Genomic DNA, 14,358 nt, shown 5'->3' on the forward strand with positions numbered 1-14,358 from the left:
GGTAGCGGGGGTACCTTGCGGTGGCTAAATTGATTCGCATCTCGTTGAAGACCGATTTCGGGGGGCGGCCGGTACGCCACCTTAATTCATCTCGGCGCTCAATGATCGGAACAAGCCAATCCGGAACGGGACTGCCGCTGTTTTTCTTCAGAAGTTCGGTAAGCTCTGGCGACGTTGGCAAGTGACCTTGCGAAATCTCGCGCTCCCAAAAGCGGAAGCTGTTTTTATCAAAGTAATCGTAGATGCTGCCGGCCTGCTTCGGCTTCGATGCCAATGCCAGCGCATGCTCGCGCTGCTTGGTCGACTCAAAATCGATGCCGGCGCTTTCGCCTGATGACGTTCCTTGCTTCCCGTCCCTCATTCGCTCCTCAAGTAGGATCATGCCAATCGGTTGTAGGCTCCAGGATGAGCCCCAATGCATAAAAGTGCTAGCGCCTATGCCTCCTTTCGACCGGCGATCCGAGGCAACCAGCCTCGCTTTTCGAGTTCGTCGTCAAAGATTTTGAGGTAACCCTCTAGGCGGTTGATAAAGTCGAAGTCGCTCGGAGAATAGGGACAACCTTGGCGAGCGCACTCCTCGGCATCGGCACGTTGTTCCGCAATTTTCGTCATAAAGATCTCTCTGGCCTCAAGTATTTTCTCAAGCCGATGGAACTGCTCATGGTTTATCGGACCGGTGATCTTAAGTTTGTAAGTGCTATAGTCGAAGTGAACATCGTCGGGATGGGGCAGAGGAGGGGGAAGACCGCGATCACGGCAAGCCTTGGCTTTCGCGGGATAATGAGCTTGAATGTCACGGTACGTCTCGTAATGTGCAAGAACCTCGGCGAGCTCCCTTTGTTCGGCTTTGTCAATTCTGTCCAGACAACTCTTTAGTGCTAGACGACTGCCTTGGATTGCTAACGCAGCTTCCCTCCGTATAAGTGCTTCTTTCAGGCTGACGGTGGATCTTCGATCGCCCTCGCGGATGGGCACAAGGCCTCGGGAGTTCTCGAGAACGAGCTCACCAAGCGGTAGGGTCTGCTGACGTTGCCGCATTCGAGCTTTGCGTGAGGAGCCGAGCGGGTTACCGCTTTGCCCTTTCTTGAATTGAGAGGATTTCGGCGGTCGGCGATATCCAACCTTGTCCTCGTCGGCCACGTCCTCCCCAACGGAGCTTACGCGACTTCCCGACTCCTTGGCAGCGTCCGGCGGATCAGGTTCGAAGGTCTTAGACATAGGCTCCTCCAGTTTTTGCTCGGAGTAGCCTTTTCGAAAACAGAAAAGGCGGACTCCGAGCGTGATTGAACACGCTTCATCGTCTGTTTCCTTTTCTGCTTCGTTCGCGAGACGATTTCATATCGTCTGGCCGATGCCATGTTGTGCGCACACAAGACAGCAATAGCGGCCCTCACAAGGGAGCACGCGATCGAACGGGTCCTTATGCCAGGACCGGGTTCCCGTCAAGCACTAGTATTTTGGGGAGAGTTTGGCCGGCTTTGTCACGTTAGTGGATGATAGGTGCGACAAATCCAACATTCAATCACGATCACGCCGCAGCAGTCGCCTCTCGCCACGTCTGCATGGCCAAGGCTCGGAATGCCCGGCGCGTCTTCGCCGAGATGAGGTGACGCTGGACGTTGAAGTTGTTGTAGGTGGCGGCGTGGACGGACAGAAATCGTTGGGCTGATCCCGCGCTCTTGAACCCCTGCATCTTGGGCTTCCGTCGTCGGGTCGGTTGATGCGAGTTCTCCGCTCGGTTATTGCGCCATCGCCGACGCTCATGGCGACGAGACAGCCCAAGCTCACGGGCGGCCGCGCCGTAGGATCGAAGATCGTCGGTCACAAGCTTGTCCGGAACAAAGACCATTTTCTTGAGCAGCTTCTGCAGCAATTTCAGTGCCGCCCGCTTGTCCCGCTTGCTCTGGACACCACGTCAAGGACTTCGCCTTTGGCATCGACGGCGCGCCATAGATAGACCAACCGGCCATCGATCCTGATAAACACCTCATCGAGATGCCAAGACGAATGAGGCTTGGACCGGCGGCGCCGAAGGTCAGCTGCGATCGTCAGTCCGAATTATCTCACCCAGCGGCGCACCGTCTCATAGGACGCCATGATTCCGCGCTCCGCCAACAGGTCCTCCATCCCGGAAGCTGAGGGTAAACCGGGCAAAGAGCCAGACGGCCTGCTGAATAATCACGGGTGGAAGCGATATCCGGCGTAGCTGAGTTTGCTCGAGATCGACACTTCGGGCCGCAGATCAGCGCCGGCAAGCTCAACAACGTGACAATGCCGACAAAGCCGGCCGACGTCCTCACCAGGATTCATCAACGGTCATCCCAACCGTGACATCGATCAGCTGCTGCCGTCGGTATACCGAACGCAAGACCTCCGAGCCGTGGCCTGAAACCGCCGCTTACGGCTCAGTAGCAGCGCATGACGTTGACCGTCTTGCCGCCGCCGACGCCGACGCTCTCTTCGCCGCAGCCGGGCACGTAGGGCCGATCCGACGGTATCACATTTGGAGGAAAGCGATGCGCCCAGTTCCAGGGCACGTCGAAAGTGGTAGTGTAACGGACCTCGGCCGGTCCGGCGAACGGCGCCGTGATCGGCCCCGCAGCGGGTACGTAAGCGCCATAATCATAGCCATAGCCGGGCCAGAAATAGCCGTCGACGCCCCTATTGAACGCATGCGCTCCCCGCACCGTGGCTCCCGCCTGCGGCGCTGCTACGACACCAGCGCCGCCCGCTTGCGCGATCGCTTCATTGGTCGCAAACGCCAGCGCGATCGCGCCGACGGTAGCAAGCGCTCCAAGCTTTCTGTAGGTCATGGCACGCTCCAATTCTTTGTTTGTTTGACAGCCCTTGGCCGTACGCTAGGCGCGTCATTTCGCGCCCGCAAACGTATGTTTAATGTTTGGTTAAGATGTAATCTGAGGAGGTCAGCCCTCACGCCCCAGCCGCAGACTTCTGCCTGTCGCCAAGAGTTTCGATGAAAATGCACAGCTGTTTGGCGGCCGTCTGCGAACGCGGCGGAGCGCCTACATTACCGGTGCTGCCGAGGGCGACACCTCCGCCACGGCGAAAGCCAGCCCGATGCCAACGCACCAGCGTCTCAGGCCGGATAATCTTGAGAACCTGCAGGACCGACGGAAACCAGCGATACAGTTGGATAAAGAACCAGCGATTATGGTTCGTGAGCCGGACGTGACCATGCAGCCGCCTCAAGACGATCAACTGATGTCGAAGCACCGCGTTCTCAGCTTCAAGCCGCAACTTTGACTTGAATGGCGAGGCCAGACGGCCGGAACGAAACAGAGCAGCCCGACCATTCCCCCAGCTCAGGCGATTCCGTCACATCATCAACGGATGAGGTTTCGGCAAACACAGGTTGCGCGCTCTGTGGCGCGCGCTTTTAATCACTGCCTAAGACCAATTAATTCCCTGCATCGCACCGAAAATTCCCTGCTAAATGAAGGCAGGGAATTCGCGGTTAATTCCTTGGATCAACTATCTTTTATGAGAGAAATTCGCCGGTTTTCGCTGAGAAAAGTGAGTTTGCAGGGAATTTCGGGGTAACTTTGGAATAATAACCGCGGAGACCCGTTCGCATCTGACTGCGTCCGCCACCACCTATCACATTGAATATAAACAGCGAAATTTCCGCTAAAGAATATTCGTAAAGCCGGTTGTGGCTACCGGAAGCATATCGGAAGCAAACGGATGCCAGAGTGAGCAGGGGGCAGGCGCCTTACAAGCCATCCCGGACCTACGTGGGCGCGCCGATGCGATAGATTGTTTGGCGGGTAGCTAGGCTCAGAACTCATTGATCAGAGCCAGAAGATGACGGCTGCGGCGATGCAGATGGCGGAGAAGAAAGTGTGGGCGCATCGGTCGTAACGGGTGTGAATGCGCCGCCAGTCCTTGAGCCGACCGAACATGTTCTCGATCTTGTGCCGCTGGCGATAAAGCCTCCGATCGTGCTGGATGGGCTTTTTGCGGTTTGATCTCGATGGGATGCACGGGGTGATGCCGCGCTCGTCGAGAGCCTGACGGAACCAGTCGGCGTCGTAGCCCCTGTCGGCGAGTAATTTCTTAGCGGGCGGCAACGCGTCGATTATCAACGCCGCGCCCTTGTAATCGCTCATCTGACCTTCGCTGAGCAGCATGATGACGGGGCGACCCCGACCGTCGCATACGGCGTGCAGCTTGGAGTTCAGGCCGCCCTTCGTGCGCCCGATACGTCGGGAAACAGACCCTTTTTTAAAAGGCTTGCGGCGGTGCGATGCGCCTTGAGATGGGTCGCATCGATCATCAGCCGGGATGGTTTGCCGGCCTTGCGTGCCAGTTCAGCGAAGATTTTGTTGAAGACGCCGAGGCGGCTCCAGCGCACGAACCGATTGTAGATGGTCTTGTGCGGACCGTACTCACGCGGCGCATCGCGCCAGCGCAGACCGTTTCTGATGACGAAGACGATGCCGCTGATCACCCGCCGGTCATCAACCCTCGCGACCCCATGCGACAAAGGAAAATAGGGTTCAATACGGCGCATCTGCGCCTCGGTGAGCAGAAACAAATCGGACATCACGGGCGTCTCCCAGCAACGCCAATGAATCAGCCGGAACGCCTCTCCGCAAAAAAATTAATGGGTTCTGAGCCTAGATTGGACCAGCAAGTCCATAGTCCTATCTAGGGCATCGGTGCGGGATGCTCGAGCTCACCGCCCGAGGCGGCGGGCAGGAGCGCGCCATGCTCCGAACCAGTCAGACGAGGCTGTCGTCCCCAATGCTGCGGAACTCATTGGTCTCCGGATCGAGCGCGTAGAGCGAACCCTCGGCGATGCCGAAATAGGCTCCATGCAAGCGAAGGTGCCCCCTCTCTACGGATTTCTGCACGAAGGGAAAGGTCATCAGGTTCTCGATGCTGCGGAATACCGCCGCCTTTTCGATGCGGGTGGCGAATTCTTTCATCGTCTCCCGTTCGCGCTGTTCGACGACCTCGTCGGGCTTGATGAGCGTTGCCATCCACCGGCCGATGAAGTCGCCGGACGACAGCGGCGCGGCCTTGTTGATGATAGCGCTGATGCCGCCGCATTGCGCGTGACCGAGGATCACGATGTGCTTCACGTTGAGCACTTCCACCCCGAATTCCAGCGCAGCCGAGATACCATGGGCGTTGGCGTCGGGCTGATAGACGGGCACCAGGTTGGCAATGTTGCGCACGACGAACAGTTCGCCGGGCTTGGCATCGAAAATCACCTCCGGCGAAACGCGCGAATCGCAGCAGCCGACCACCATCGTCTCAGGCGACTGCCCTCGTTCTGACAGCGCGCGATAGCGTGATTGCTCGATCGGTAGCCGTTGTGTGATGAAGGCGCGATAGCCGTCGATCAGGCGTTGCGGGAAAGCGCTCATGTCGCACCAACAAGAGCGGCACCCGCAAATAGAAACATCGGGAATATCAGCCTCAACAGAACGTCGGGAATTCCCTCCTTCGTATCAAGTCCATATTCGGGTCCGAATGCAGAATCTTCGTCCTGACCAGACAGGACATGGATCGTGATATTGTCCTCGCGACAAAACTGGCCTTGGCCAAAATGTAAAAAAACAAATGCCATCGTTGCGCCGACTATCAGGACCAGTCCGACTATTATAACGCGCTGAGCGTCGTTCACAACATTAGCCTCCCGTCCGTCGCCAGTACCTTGCCGACTTCGGCATTCGGCTGACAGGTCAGGAAGCCATAGACCTCTGCTGTGCATGTCCAGTTGGTCCAGATGCCGGCGAATGTGAGCATCGGACGCGTCTCGTTGATCGCAAATCAGACGGCTACCTTCTTGCCATCGATCGTGTCGTATTCGGAAAACGATCTGAACGGCACGAGGCACCGTTTTCAGGGCCAAACCATCGCTGCCAATGCATGCTCGAGGTGTTGCGGATGTTCGTTACATCGCTGTCAGGGTCTGATCGCAGCAGCCGCCTGAAAGACAGGCTTTCCGTTGGCTTCTAACTTTGCCGCGCGCTCTACCCCAGCGCGCCATGACGATCTCGCGCTCGCCGGGCGCGTTACGCACGATCGGGGCAGGGTAGTCGGGGAAGATACCGGGCAAGGATGGCAGGTTGCCGACTCGGCTTTTTCATCGCCCCGCGATAGCCGACGGATCGCGTCGACGTTCTTCGTCATCGAATAGAGATTGCACATTCCTACCGCGGGACAGGGCCGCAGCCACCGGGCGAGAGCGAGGCGCGCCGCATCGGAGAGTAAGCCATGCTCAGGTCGCATTCGCCGAGGGCGATGCCTGTTCCTCGAAGAGGCGGTGCAATATGTCCCGGTCAAGATGGAGACGACCGCCTGCGGCTTCGAAATTCTTGCCCCAATCTATGAGCATCGTCAGGCAGGCGTGATCGATATAGGTAAGTCGGCCCAGATGGATGTGCGCGTCATAACCTGGCGGAATCTCTTCCAACGCACCCGCGAATCTCGGGAGGCGGATGAACGTCGCGGCGCCGTCCAGAAACATATGTACGAACCGTGAAGTGTCATTCTTTTCGACCCGAATGGCGAGATGAGAGAAAGTGTAAACAAGCCTGGCCAGCGACACGCCGACGCCAAGCAAGATGCCTGTGAGGAGGTCAAATCCGACGACGCCTGCGAAGGTGACGCCGAAGACGAGGGTTTCGATACGATCCTGCCGCCAGAGGTCTTTGGCGAAATCCACTTTCACGAGCTTCGCCCCGGTGTAGACGAGGATGGCGGCGAGAGCGGCGACGGGAATCATGCTGAGGAGTTGCGGCAGCAGCAGCACGAAGAGCAGTATCCAGGCGCCATGCAGGAAACTCGAAAGGCGTGTGCGCGCGCCCGCCATAACGTTGGCGGAGGTGCGCACGATCACGCCGGTGACCGGCAGGACGTTCAGGAGACCACACAGGATATTGCCGGTCCCCTGCGCGATAAGTTCGCGGTTGTAACCCGTGCGCACGGCATGGCGCTGGAGGGAGTCTGCGGCCGTGGCGGTAAGCAGCGATTCGGCGCTGGCGACGAAGGCGAGGGACAGACCGGCGAGCCACACGCCGATGTCGCGCAGGGCGTCAAGATCGGCAAGGCGTGGCGCGCGCGCCGCGTCGAGCAGCCGCTCCGGCACAGGCACGTACCTCACGTCGAGATCGAATGAGGACGTCGCCGCCGTGGCGGCGACGACGCCAAGAAGCGCGGCCGGCACGAGCCTTAGCGCTTTTGGGGCGAGGGCCGCCCATAGAGAGAGGATCGCAATCGTGAGGAGGCCGATGACGGCGGCGGGCCGATGCGCTGGTTCGGTGACGCCTTTGAAAACTGCTGCCGGAATGAGCCACAGATTGAGGATGCCGCCAAACTCCTTGCCGGTGCCGGGCGGAATGTCGTCGACCATGACGTGAAACTGCGAGGCGAAGATCAGCACGCCGATGCCCGCGAGCATTCCCTGAATGAGCGCCGGCGACACGGCGCGGAATACAGGACCCAGCCGAAAGAGCCCCGCAACAATCTGAACAAGCCCGCCGATCATCACGATGATCCCGAGAGTCTCGAATCCATATTTCTGAATGAAATCGACGACCATTACTGTGAGGCCAGCGGCGGGGCCGCTCACCTGCAAGGGACTGCCCGAGAGCGGTCCGACGACAAGGCCGCCAATGATCGCCGTCACCAAGCCCACGGAGGCGGCCTTTTCCATGGGCACGCCGGAGGCGATCGCAATGCCCATCGAAAGCGGCAGCGCCACAAGGAAAACGACGGCGGATGCGAAAACGTCATGCCAGACAAATCGCGCAATCGGCACCTTCAACAGAAGCATGAAACTCTCCTTCTCGACCCTGAAAATTGTAGAAGTAGTGAGAGAACCTCGCCCACCACTCTGGTGGCGCCGAACGCTGGGTTCCATGCTTGAATTCTTTTACGGAGCCTAATGGCGCAATGGTCTACATGTCCACGCTGCTCAACGGCCAGCTTGCAAGGAGAGCGCGGAAAGCCTTGGCCCGGGCAGAGCTTCGGGCCATTTGCATTCTAGGTTGCCGCTAGTGACCGGGTGGCAGGAGAGTCGTCCCTTGTGGATTGTCATGGGCGAATTGCGTTCATGGAACCATGAGCATCTTTTACGTGCGGAATTCCGACGATAACCAGCGGCTCCGTCTCTTCCGGTTTCTGGTCGCTGAATACGCCGGCGAGGCCGAGGACGTTTGGCCGCGTTACCGGTGCGAACCTGAACATGAGAGGCGTTCGAGGAGTTCACCAGCCGCATAGGCTTAGCGAGATTGCTGCTCTGGTGGTGCGGACCGGCCAACGGTACGTCAGCGAAACTTTGCGTGGGTGGCCATTTACCGGAAACGTATCAGAAGCACCAACCGTTCGCGGCTTCGACCGCGTTAGCCGGCTTTGGTCAGGTCGTCGTAAGGATAGATGATTCTGTGGTTTGGGGTGACCGCGCATCCGACGGCTGAATGGATCGCCAATCAACTGACGGAGGCGTGTGGCTGGGAGCAGGCCCCTCGTGACCTGATCCGGGACCGCGATGGAGCTTATGGCGAGATATTTATCCGCCGCGTTCAATCCATCGGCATTCGAGATCGTCCGACATCTCCTCGCTCACCGTGGCAAAATGCGTATGCTGAACGGCTGATCGGATCGATCCGCAGGGAATGCGTTGATCATATCGTGGTATTCGGCGAACGCCATCTGCGTCACGTGCTGCTCTCGTACATGAGCTACTACAACGGCACGCGCACCCATTTGTCATTGAACAAGGACGCGCCGAAATCACGCACGGCTCAGAGAAGGGCGTATTCTTCGCCTTCCAATCCTGGGCGGGCTGCATCACCAATATATTCGGATTTGATTTGCGACAGGCACAGCCATAAGCAAGCGCATCATAGTTCCGAAGGCGCACAGAGCCGCATTCGGCCAGAAAGATGTGGAGGAGAACTACGAATGTTTGTCAGGAAACACTCCTCCTTCACAATATGGCTGTTCCTCGCACCGCTTATCGCCCTCTCGGCCATTTCCATACCAGGGCCCGCGATTGGACAGCGAGCCGAACAGCGAAGCTTACCGAGCAGCCAAGCAATCCCAAGCCCGTCGGGCGAGCTCCTTATCCAGCTGGAGAGTGTCTACAGCCAATGCACGCCGACCTCGTCGCAAATCTCCCGATAAGTATATGGCGGCAGACCGTTGATGACCCGGCGGGCAAGGAGAGGCCATGCGGTCTGCGCCCGCCTGAAATGGTCAATGCGCATGGCTTGTCGACTTCCGTGTCAAACGACGCTGGCTTATATGTTGACGCGGCTCATTTGCGAACCGCTGACGCGCATCCGCTCGTTGAAGGAGCCATTTCTACGGGGCCGAACCTAATACAAGGGAAGCGCACTGAGCTGTGAGACTGCTTATTCCCCCTCCACCTTCGCCGCTCTGCGCAGCATTGCAAGCGCGATACCCAAGGTAGCCGCATCAATGTTTACTGAGTGTACAGCATAGACTGGGAAAGAGAATTGAGGTGCGTCGGGGACCAGATAGAGTTCTCCCGATACTAAAAGGGACTGAACCGCATGCTTTCTGAAGTAACCAGAGCCCCCCTCAAGTAGAAGATAATTAAGAGCCAGCGGACCAAGATTGACCACCAACCCGTGGGTCGCATCGAGAAAACTTGCCGCATGATGAAGAGAAAAGTCTGCTCCCCAATCGACGTGAACGTAGCGAGGATTGTTTGTGTGATATGATGCGAGGTCGGTTGTTACCAGTACGAGCTCTTCCTCTTCAACAAGTTGATCTCTAACCATGGTCGATGCTGGGGGGCATACACGACCGCAATGTCCACGAGTCCGGCTGCCACGTGTGCGATTAGATCGTGAGGAACGTCGACATGAACACGAAGCGCTATATCCGGATGTGAGTGCCGCATCCTTCTGACCCAATCGACAAGAAGCGGCTCCCACAGGCTAACCTCGCTGCCAATTGTCAAAACGGCACGATGACCTTCGGGGACTGCCACTTGCTGTTTTGCGCGCTGCCATAGTTGTACGAAGGCCGGCGCGAAGCGCAGGAATTGCTCGCCCGCTGGGGAAGGCTTGCACCACCCTTATTTCGAATGAAAAGCGGCCGTCCGAGCTGTTGCTCGAGGAGGCGCACGCGTGCGCTAACCGTCGTTTGTGCGACATGCAGCCGATCGGCCGCCTTGATGAAGCTTCCCGTGCCGACGATCTCGATAAAGGTCCTGGCGAGCTTATAACATGAGGCCGAGCGTCGGTTCGCTGGCCAGAAAGTTTGAGGGTCGGTTGGCGGAGCAGTCAGCACGAGGCGCCCAAATACTTTCGAGTATAGGAGAGGCGAATATCGGAATTGCGCATGACTTGAGAAATATTGCGTCTGAGAGGCGAGCTCTCCGTCACGAGACCCTCGCAGGCTACGAATGCACCGCTCATAACCTATGTTCAATCGGCTGACCCATCAGAAAATCGCGGGCGTCGTCCTGGACGTCGTGCCGCGGCTCGTCGCCAATGGCGCGTAAGTTGTGATCCACGGCAGGATCCGGGGACAGTGAATGCTGGCGATGATTTCGGCTTTGCTAGCGTTTGCCAAAGCGACGCCTGATGACGCGGAAGAAAACTCGATGTTAGTTTATCACGACGGCCAGGCTTGGAAGCGTCTTCAACGCCGAGCTATGCTGCGGGACCTCAGTTGGAAACGATCGGCACAACGGTACTTGAAGCTTGATGCCGCTCTTCTCTAGGTCGAACACGACGTCGGATTGACGAGCGATCGCCAACGCCTGACGATTGTTCGCTCCTGCGAAAGACCCGCCCCGGGATGGTGCGGCAGTCGGTGGGCTACCAACTTAGAACGGAGATGACGCGATGAAACCGACAAAGGCGCTTCACGATCTAGGTCAAAGCTTGTGGCTCGACAACATCAGCCGCGATTTGCTGAACAACCGCATCTTGCAACAGTACATTGACGAGTTCGCGGTGACGGGACTGACATCGAACCCCACGATTTTCGATCATGCGATCAAAAACAGCACGACCTATGACGCCGATATTTCCAGGAATGCATTGTCGACGAAAGGAACGGAGGAGGTTTTCTTCGACTTGGCATTGGAAGATCTGACCAGGGCTGCCGAACTGTTCCAACCTGTCTTCGCCCGGACAAACGGGATCGATGGTTGGGTGTCGCTTGAGGTTTCGCCTCTCTTAGCCCATGACACCGGCAGCACTCTTAAGGCGGCGTGTGATCTTCACCGGCGTGGCGGCAAGCCCAACTTGTTCATCAAGATTCCTGGAACTGCGGAAGGGCTACCTGCCATTGAGGCGGCTATCTTTGCTGGCGTCCCGATCAACGTCACGCTGCTTTTTTCTTGGGAGCAATATGTCGCGACGGCCGACGCCTATCTACGCGGCGTCGAGCGGCGAATTGCTGCGGGACTGAACCCGGCGGTCGCCTCGGTCGCCTCGCTCTTTGTCAGTCGCTGGGACATCGCGGTCGCCGGCAAGGTTCCGGGCGAGCTAGCCAACCGGCTCGGCATAGCGGTCGCCCAGCGGACCTACAAGGCTTATCGAGAGTTGCTCGCATCCCCGCGCTTCCTGCGCGCAGCGAACGCGGGTGCGCTGCCGCAGCGCCTGCTATGGGCCAGTACCGGCACCAAGGATCCGCGCGCCTCCGATATCCTTTACATCAAAGCACTCGCGGCACCTTTCACGATTAACACAATACCCGACGCTACGCTCGAAGCCTTCGACGACCACGGCGAGGTTGACACCACGCTCGCTCCTGACGGGGGCAACTGCGAGAGAGCTCTCACTGACTTCGTAAGGGCCGGTATCGATATCGGCGCGCTCGCCATTAAGCTGCAGAACGATGGCGCTAAGTCCTTTGTAAAGTCTTGGAAGGATCTGATGGGTCGTATCGAATCCAAGAGCGCGGCGATCCGAAAAGCGAGCTGAAGCAGTCAGCAACAACAACGTCCCTTACGCCTGACTCTATGAGAGAGCGTCGCTGGCATTCCAGCTTTAGGCATCTCAACTCCGTCAAACAAAGCGGTGCCTCCGTCGATGGCCGGCTCGTCGATATCAAAGATATCTGCTTGGTCTTGCGTGCGAATGCATCTGCCCAGCCTATGGCAGAACGATGGCCAAGAAGGGCGATGTGCAGACGCATCATTTTGTACGTGGCGGTGACAAAGTAGGCCACGGGGCGCCGGCTTAATGCGGGCGCGGGCGGAGAAAAAACCGTCCAGTGGCTCTCTTTTTGGGGGTCGGCCCGCAATGTGCCTTGAGGGCATCGCCAAGCATCAGCGACGCGAGGATGGCTGTCACTCACCGGCAACAACTGCTATTCATGTGCGGCAGGAGAATCATCTATGACTGCACGAGTGCTGTCCATCACTGCCATTGCCATTTGGTTTGTTACCATTGCCGTCGCCGCATTCTTCTTCGTTCGCGGTCAGACGCAAGTGGCGCCCGACGGACGCACGACTGTTCTGCTGGGATCGGATGAGCGCAATCTCGTGCTCTCCGAAATGCGCAGTATGCTTGAGACCGTGCAGATTGTCGTCGAGGGGGTGAAGGAAGGCGACATGAAGCAGGTTGCGCAGGCGGCGCGCGCGAGCGGTATGGCAACGGCCGCCGACGTCAATCCGGCACTGATGGCCAAGTTGCCACTCGAGTTCAAGCAGCTAGGGCTCAGCGTCCATAAGCGCTTCGATGAGATTGCTACCGCAGCCGACTCGGGTACGAGCCGCGAGCAGGTGCTAGCGACACTCAGCACGCAGCTGTCGGCCTGTGTCGCCTGCCATGCGAGCTATCGCTTCGACGCGGTGACGCCGGCGGCGAAGTGAGTGAGGACAAAGAAACAAGCCTGAGGGTTTTGCTGCACTGAATGCGGCGCGCAGTCGCGGCAGCCAATATTGTTCGTATGACTATCAGCGGCTCTTGAAAGCGCACGGCATCATCCCGTAACGAGCGGCAAGGGCAATTGCTACGATCACGATTGGCGCCGATCGTGACTCCACTCCGATCGGCTTTTTTTGATTGTCTTTATGGCGTTACTGTTGGCACCTGCAGCGATCTGACCTCTGTGCCGATTCACAGCCGAAGCTGCGAAATGTCAGAGTGCTCATGCCGCGATCCGCAAAGCGGAGCAGTTGTCCCGAGTTGCAGGAAATGTTGGTGCGGTTGCATTCAGCCGCGCTGGAGATCCGGCCTTAGCAAATCTTAGCGAAATTCGAATCTGGATTTGCTGGGCTGCGTCACACTTACGGGATCGGATGCCGGAAATGAGTCGATCAAGCCTTCTTCCAACTGTTGATCGATACGTCGGTTATTTGCCCTATCGATATCCGTCACGCTCATGGCGAAATCCTTGTTTACACGTTTAATCTGCCACTGAACATACTCAATGATATCGCCGAACTCAGCTTCGATATCGTTGGCTGATATGCCCTCCGTTTTAGCCATCTCAAGGCACTTACAAACAAGCGCCTTAGCAAGCCTGGTATCCCCCTTCGCCTGATAACCCTCGGCGTGGATGTGAGACTGGACCCAAAGGTCAACGAATGTACGAACCTTATCGCCCAAGGTGCCCTCCATCCGTTAGTAGGCAAGCAAGCGTGAAGCGCGCCGCTGTCGCCCATCCATGCTAGTCGTTGAGATTGATCTCAAGGATTCCGGCCTCGGGTGATCGAAAACAACAGAACCGCAGCGCGCTACCATCCGAGGTCGATCGGAACACCACTTGATCATCACCGTGCCACTGGCTCAACTCCGCCACCAAATCCTCGACCGTTAGCGGCCTCTCGATATCTGGTGCGTTCCTGATTGGGGGGACACCGCCTGGGCACACTTCATTATTGCGATTCATGATCAAACAACTCCGGTAAATCTCAGCCGCGACTATGCTACCCGTCAGCCGGGCAAACCTATCGTAGGCTGAAGCAGTTTCCCGCGGCAGAAGGCGTTAAGGAGTGTCAGGTCTCCAACTACCATTAACTCACAACAATGGAGACGTATATTGCACGCCGCGTCAATTCTTCGTGCTGATGCCACACACTGCTGACAAAAGGAGCAGCTTTATCCGTTTTGTAAGCAGCAGACACCAGCGCGCTAATGCCAACCAATGTTCCGATGACTAGAATTGTTGCTACAACTATCTTCATGTCACCTCATCTTTCATGGCCACCTCTTTCCCTTTGATCACTGAGAGGGCCGGAACTTTCCGGAGAAGATAAAGAATCGTGAGCAGTAACGACGTATCCTCGACTCCCCTGAGCGAGTGCGGAACGCCCCCTTCGAGATACACCCATTGACCTGCCGAAAGTTCAAGTGACGTTTCAGGCAAGCCGAGCAGAGCCGACCTTCC

The 14,358-nt window shown here is 57.6% G+C and carries 19 protein-coding genes and 2 pseudogenes; 4 read left to right on the forward strand and 17 right to left on the reverse strand.

Features of this window, described 5'->3' with window-relative positions:
- From B2M20_RS19465 to B2M20_RS07685, 10 genes and pseudogenes are all read right to left on the reverse strand, one after another.
- On the reverse strand, positions 1 to 274 hold a 274-nt coding region (locus B2M20_RS19465; protein ID WP_158081510.1), incomplete at its 3' end, for a hypothetical protein.
- Positions 275 to 435: 161 nt separating this feature from the next.
- Positions 436 to 1,218, reverse strand: coding sequence for a DUF5681 domain-containing protein (locus B2M20_RS07645; RefSeq protein ID WP_079446479.1), 783 nt, complete (start codon positions 1,216 to 1,218; stop codon positions 436 to 438).
- A gap of 310 nt (positions 1,219 to 1,528) precedes the next feature.
- Positions 1,529 to 2,197, reverse strand: a pseudogene (locus B2M20_RS07650) (IS6 family transposase).
- A 208-nt stretch (positions 2,198 to 2,405) separates the two neighbouring features.
- The gene (locus B2M20_RS07655; RefSeq protein WP_079446480.1) at positions 2,406 to 2,813 is read right to left on the reverse strand and encodes a hypothetical protein; all 408 of its coding nucleotides are present in this window, start codon (positions 2,811 to 2,813) and stop codon (positions 2,406 to 2,408) included.
- A gap of 118 nt (positions 2,814 to 2,931) precedes the next feature.
- Entirely contained in the window at positions 2,932 to 3,234 is a 303-nt protein-coding gene (locus B2M20_RS07660) for a hypothetical protein (protein ID WP_139372860.1), read from the reverse strand.
- A gap of 578 nt (positions 3,235 to 3,812) precedes the next feature.
- Positions 3,813 to 4,567, reverse strand: a protein-coding gene (locus B2M20_RS07665) for an IS5 family transposase (RefSeq protein ID WP_087881135.1) whose coding sequence is annotated in 2 segments (ribosomal slippage) — positions 3,813 to 4,234 and positions 4,234 to 4,567 — 756 coding nt in all. Because the reading frame shifts where the segments join, the coding sequence is not laid out codon by codon here.
- Between the two features lie 178 nt (positions 4,568 to 4,745).
- Positions 4,746 to 5,396: a carbonic anhydrase gene (locus tag B2M20_RS07670; RefSeq protein ID WP_079446482.1), complete on the reverse strand. Its 651-nt coding sequence runs from the start codon at positions 5,394 to 5,396 to the stop codon at positions 4,746 to 4,748.
- A complete protein-coding gene (locus B2M20_RS07675) occupies positions 5,393 to 5,656 on the reverse strand; it encodes a hypothetical protein (RefSeq protein ID WP_079446483.1) in 264 nt (87 codons plus the stop codon). The genes B2M20_RS07670 and B2M20_RS07675 overlap by 4 nt, the downstream gene beginning before the upstream one ends.
- Positions 5,657 to 5,682: 26 nt before the next feature.
- Positions 5,683 to 6,183 (reverse strand): annotated as a pseudogene (locus B2M20_RS20765) (SOS response-associated peptidase family protein); the annotation flags it as partial.
- A 70-nt stretch (positions 6,184 to 6,253) separates the two neighbouring features.
- Entirely contained in the window at positions 6,254 to 7,810 is a 1,557-nt protein-coding gene (locus tag B2M20_RS07685) for a SulP family inorganic anion transporter (protein ID WP_079446484.1), read from the reverse strand.
- A gap of 602 nt (positions 7,811 to 8,412) precedes the next feature.
- On the opposite strand from B2M20_RS07685, the gene B2M20_RS20175 reads away from it, so the two are divergent.
- Positions 8,413 to 9,162, forward strand: a complete 750-nt coding sequence (locus tag B2M20_RS20175) for an integrase core domain-containing protein (RefSeq protein ID WP_244553454.1) — start codon at positions 8,413 to 8,415, stop codon at positions 9,160 to 9,162.
- Here the strand turns inward: B2M20_RS20175 and B2M20_RS20560 are convergent.
- The 4 genes from B2M20_RS20560 to B2M20_RS20190 form a co-directional block, all read right to left on the reverse strand.
- A complete protein-coding gene (locus B2M20_RS20560; RefSeq protein ID WP_274533952.1) occupies positions 9,120 to 9,245 on the reverse strand; it encodes a hypothetical protein in 126 nt (41 codons plus the stop codon). The two genes, B2M20_RS20175 and B2M20_RS20560, sit on opposite strands and share 43 nt — an antisense overlap.
- Before the next feature lie 147 nt (positions 9,246 to 9,392).
- Positions 9,393 to 9,785, reverse strand: a complete 393-nt coding sequence (locus tag B2M20_RS20180; protein ID WP_244553457.1) for a hypothetical protein — start codon at positions 9,783 to 9,785, stop codon at positions 9,393 to 9,395.
- Positions 9,740 to 9,997, reverse strand: coding sequence for a LysR substrate-binding domain-containing protein (locus B2M20_RS20185; protein WP_244553455.1), 258 nt, complete (start codon positions 9,995 to 9,997; stop codon positions 9,740 to 9,742). The genes B2M20_RS20180 and B2M20_RS20185 overlap by 46 nt, the downstream gene beginning before the upstream one ends.
- Positions 9,964 to 10,299 carry a helix-turn-helix domain-containing protein gene (locus tag B2M20_RS20190; protein ID WP_244553456.1) on the reverse strand — a complete coding sequence of 112 codons (336 nt, stop codon included), beginning with the start codon at positions 10,297 to 10,299 and terminating at the stop codon, positions 9,964 to 9,966. The genes B2M20_RS20185 and B2M20_RS20190 overlap by 34 nt, the downstream gene beginning before the upstream one ends.
- A 247-nt stretch (positions 10,300 to 10,546) precedes the next feature.
- Here B2M20_RS20190 and B2M20_RS19470 point away from each other — a divergent pair, with 247 nt between their 5' ends.
- From B2M20_RS19470 to B2M20_RS07710, 3 genes are all read left to right on the forward strand, one after another.
- The gene (locus tag B2M20_RS19470) at positions 10,547 to 10,735 is read left to right on the forward strand and encodes a hypothetical protein (RefSeq protein ID WP_079446485.1); all 189 of its coding nucleotides are present in this window, start codon (positions 10,547 to 10,549) and stop codon (positions 10,733 to 10,735) included.
- 124 nt (positions 10,736 to 10,859) lie between these two features.
- On the forward strand, positions 10,860 to 11,945 hold the full coding sequence (tal, locus tag B2M20_RS07705) for a transaldolase (protein ID WP_079446486.1): 1,086 nt from the start codon (positions 10,860 to 10,862) through the stop codon (positions 11,943 to 11,945).
- A 416-nt stretch (positions 11,946 to 12,361) separates the two neighbouring features.
- Positions 12,362 to 12,838, forward strand: a complete 477-nt coding sequence (locus B2M20_RS07710; RefSeq protein WP_079446487.1) for a hypothetical protein — start codon at positions 12,362 to 12,364, stop codon at positions 12,836 to 12,838.
- Between the two features lie 376 nt (positions 12,839 to 13,214).
- Here B2M20_RS07710 and B2M20_RS07715 read toward each other — a convergent pair whose 3' ends face one another.
- The 3 genes from B2M20_RS07715 to B2M20_RS19980 form a co-directional block, all read right to left on the reverse strand.
- Complete coding sequence (locus B2M20_RS07715; protein ID WP_139372861.1) at positions 13,215 to 13,577, reverse strand: DUF768 domain-containing protein; 363 nt, start codon at positions 13,575 to 13,577, stop codon at positions 13,215 to 13,217.
- Between the two features lie 407 nt (positions 13,578 to 13,984).
- The gene (locus B2M20_RS19475; RefSeq protein WP_158081511.1) at positions 13,985 to 14,155 is read right to left on the reverse strand and encodes a hypothetical protein; all 171 of its coding nucleotides are present in this window, start codon (positions 14,153 to 14,155) and stop codon (positions 13,985 to 13,987) included.
- Positions 14,152 to 14,358 (reverse strand): cupin domain-containing protein (locus B2M20_RS19980; protein WP_476638869.1); only part of this gene is annotated, 207 nt, incomplete at its 5' end. The genes B2M20_RS19980 and B2M20_RS19475, both read right to left, overlap by 4 nt.

The sequence above is a fragment of the Nitrobacter vulgaris genome (assembly GCF_002028545.1).
Classification (GTDB): Bacteria; Pseudomonadota; Alphaproteobacteria; order Rhizobiales; family Xanthobacteraceae; genus Nitrobacter; species Nitrobacter vulgaris.

What these genes read in the sequence shown, in the direction of transcription:
- B2M20_RS07670 (WP_079446482.1), bottom strand. Translation starts at nt 5,396, where the DNA reads ATGAGCGCTTTCCCGCAACGCCTGATCGACGGCTATCGCGCCTTCATC.
- B2M20_RS07655 (WP_079446480.1), bottom strand. Translation starts at nt 2,813, where the DNA reads ATGACCTACAGAAAGCTTGGAGCGCTTGCTACCGTCGGCGCGATCGCG.
- B2M20_RS20175 (WP_244553454.1), top strand. Translation starts at nt 8,413, where the DNA reads ATGATTCTGTGGTTTGGGGTGACCGCGCATCCGACGGCTGAATGGATC.
- B2M20_RS07710 (WP_079446487.1), top strand. Translation starts at nt 12,362, where the DNA reads ATGACTGCACGAGTGCTGTCCATCACTGCCATTGCCATTTGGTTTGTT.
- B2M20_RS19475 (WP_158081511.1), bottom strand. Translation starts at nt 14,155, where the DNA reads ATGAAGATAGTTGTAGCAACAATTCTAGTCATCGGAACATTGGTTGGC.
- B2M20_RS19470 (WP_079446485.1), top strand. Translation starts at nt 10,547, where the DNA reads ATGCTGGCGATGATTTCGGCTTTGCTAGCGTTTGCCAAAGCGACGCCT.
- B2M20_RS07685 (WP_079446484.1), bottom strand. Translation starts at nt 7,810, where the DNA reads ATGCTTCTGTTGAAGGTGCCGATTGCGCGATTTGTCTGGCATGACGTT.
- B2M20_RS20180 (WP_244553457.1), bottom strand. Translation starts at nt 9,785, where the DNA reads ATGGTTAGAGATCAACTTGTTGAAGAGGAAGAGCTCGTACTGGTAACA.
- tal (WP_079446486.1), top strand. Translation starts at nt 10,860, where the DNA reads ATGAAACCGACAAAGGCGCTTCACGATCTAGGTCAAAGCTTGTGGCTC.
- B2M20_RS20560 (WP_274533952.1), bottom strand. Translation starts at nt 9,245, where the DNA reads ATGCGCATTGACCATTTCAGGCGGGCGCAGACCGCATGGCCTCTCCTT.
- B2M20_RS07645 (WP_079446479.1), bottom strand. Translation starts at nt 1,218, where the DNA reads ATGTCTAAGACCTTCGAACCTGATCCGCCGGACGCTGCCAAGGAGTCG.